General features: G+C 71.9%; 3 protein-coding genes. 2 read left to right on the forward strand and 1 reads right to left on the reverse strand.

Translation table 11 applies throughout. The features are described from left to right. A partial coding sequence (locus G6023_RS09515; RefSeq protein WP_241727786.1) for an MFS transporter occupies positions 1–1,254 on the reverse strand: 1,254 nt, incomplete at its 3' end. 94 nt (positions 1,255–1,348) lie between these two features. Here G6023_RS09515 and G6023_RS09520 point away from each other — a divergent pair. Both G6023_RS09520 and G6023_RS09525 read left to right on the forward strand, forming a co-directional pair. After that, positions 1,349–1,936, forward strand: coding sequence for a TetR/AcrR family transcriptional regulator (locus G6023_RS09520; protein ID WP_182635173.1), 588 nt, complete (start codon positions 1,349–1,351; stop codon positions 1,934–1,936). Then, a partial coding sequence (locus tag G6023_RS09525) for an NTP transferase domain-containing protein (protein ID WP_182635176.1) occupies positions 1,933–2,077 on the forward strand: 145 nt, incomplete at its 3' end. The genes G6023_RS09520 and G6023_RS09525, both read left to right, overlap by 4 nt.

Genomic DNA, 2,077 nt, shown 5'->3' on the forward strand with positions numbered 1-2,077 from the left:
CCCCGCGGCGTAGCGCCCGGCCAGGATGCTGCCCGACAGCGCGATGCCGATCGCGGCGCCGACCTCACGCATCGCGTCGTTGACGGCGGCGGCCACGCCCTGCTCGTCTGACGGGACGTCCGAGACGATCGCCGACGTGGCAGGCGCGGTCGACAAGCCGAGCCCGATACTCGCGACCAGCATGGGCCAGAGGATGTCCCAGTACCCGGAGTCCACGGACAGCCGGGAGAGGAAGACCATCCCGGCCGCGATGGCCCCCACGCCCACCACGGACACCGCCCGCAGCCCCACGGCCGCGGTGAGGCGCGGGGACAGCAGCGAGAAGACCATGACCGGCACGACCATCGGAGCCAGTGCCAGCGAGGCGAACAGGGCGTCGTAGTCCTTGACCAACTGGAGGAACTGCACGATGAGCAGGAAGAACCCGAAGATGGTGAGGAACTGCAGCGCCACCGACACCGAGCCGGTGGTGAACCCTCGTCGGCGGAAGTAGCGCACGTCGAGCAGGGGGTCCGCGACGCGCAGCTCGACCAGGACGAAGGCCACGACGCTCAGCGCCGCCACGAGGAGCGCCACGATCACCAGCGGCTCGGAGTAGCTGGTGTGCGCGCCCTCGATGAGCCCGAAGACCATCCCGCCCACGGCGAGGGCGGAGAAGACCGCGCCGAAGACGTCCGGCCTGCCGACCCGGGAGGCGACGGACTCGCCGATGGTGAAGGCGGCGACCAGGACGACCAGTCCGATGACGGCGTACACGCCGAAGATCGCCTTCCAGGTCCACACCTTGAGCATGAGCCCGGAGCCGAGCAGGCCGATGATGCCGCCGACCCCGGCGAAGCCGGCCCACATGCCCACGGCCGCACCCCGGCGATCCGACGGAAAACTCGCGGTGAGCAGGGACAACGTGGAGGGCATGACGAAGGCGGCGCCGACACCGGCCACCGCACGGAGCATGATCACCCACAGCGGCGAGTCCAGCCACAGGGGCAGCGCCGAGGAGACCGTGAACAGCGCCAGGCCCACGATGAGCGTGGCCCGGCGGCCGAAGCGGTCCCCCAGCGCACCGGCGGTGAGGACGAGTGCCGCCAGCGCCAGCGTGTAGGAGTCGACGATCCACGTCAGCTCGGCCTGGGTGGCCCCGATGTCCACGGCGATGTCCGGCAGGGACGTGTACAGGGCGGACATCGTGGCCACCACCAGGGACACGGCCACGAGGTTGACGACCAGCAGCCACCGCCGCCGACCCGCACTCATCTCCAACACATCTGCCCCCGCTCCACGGAAACGATACCGTCGGTATCGCATGGTGCGCCCACCCTAGCGCACCGGACAGGCCACAATGGAGGCCATGTCGACCCCGGATCCGCGGCGCGCCCGCTCGCAGGGCAAGTTGCTCGACGCGGCGTCATCGCTGCTGCTGTCCGGCGGCGCGGCGGCGGTGACCGTCGACGCGGTGACCCGGCTGTCGGGGGTCGCCCGCACGACCCTGTACCGCAACTTCCCGTCGACGGACTCGCTCATCGCCGCGGCGTTCCGGCGGCTGCTGCCCACCCCGACACGCCCCCCGGCCGACCTTCCCGTCCGGGAGCAGCTCGTGCACCTGGCCGCCTCGATGACGCAGCTCATCCAGGACGCGCCGCTCCAGCAGTCGATGTTGGGGTGGCTGGCGATGGGCCGCGACGCCGGTGACGACGACGAGGTGGGCAGGCTCCGCCGCAGCGTGGTCGAGTCCTACACCGAGCCTCTGCACGCCGTGCTCTCCGATGCGGAGGAGTCCGGGGCCCTCATCCCCGGCGACCGCGATCTGGCCGTGGCGCAGCTGGCCGGCCCCGTCGTCCTGGCCCGCATGATCGGCCTGCGCCCGTACACCGGGCGGGACGTGGAACGGCTCGTCGACGACTTCCTGCGCGGCCGCCTGGCCGGGGACGCCGGATGACGGGCAGCGGCAGCGGCAGCGACCCCACGAGCACTGTCGGCGCGATCGTCCTCACCGGGGGTCGCGCGAGTCGCCTCGGCGGGGTCGACAAGGCGCGACTGGCGGTGGCGGGTCGGCCGATGGTCGAGGCGGTGCTCGGCG

Source organism: Dietzia sp. DQ11-71, assembly GCF_014144995.1.
Taxonomy (GTDB): domain Bacteria; phylum Actinomycetota; class Actinomycetes; order Mycobacteriales; family Mycobacteriaceae; genus Dietzia; species Dietzia kunjamensis.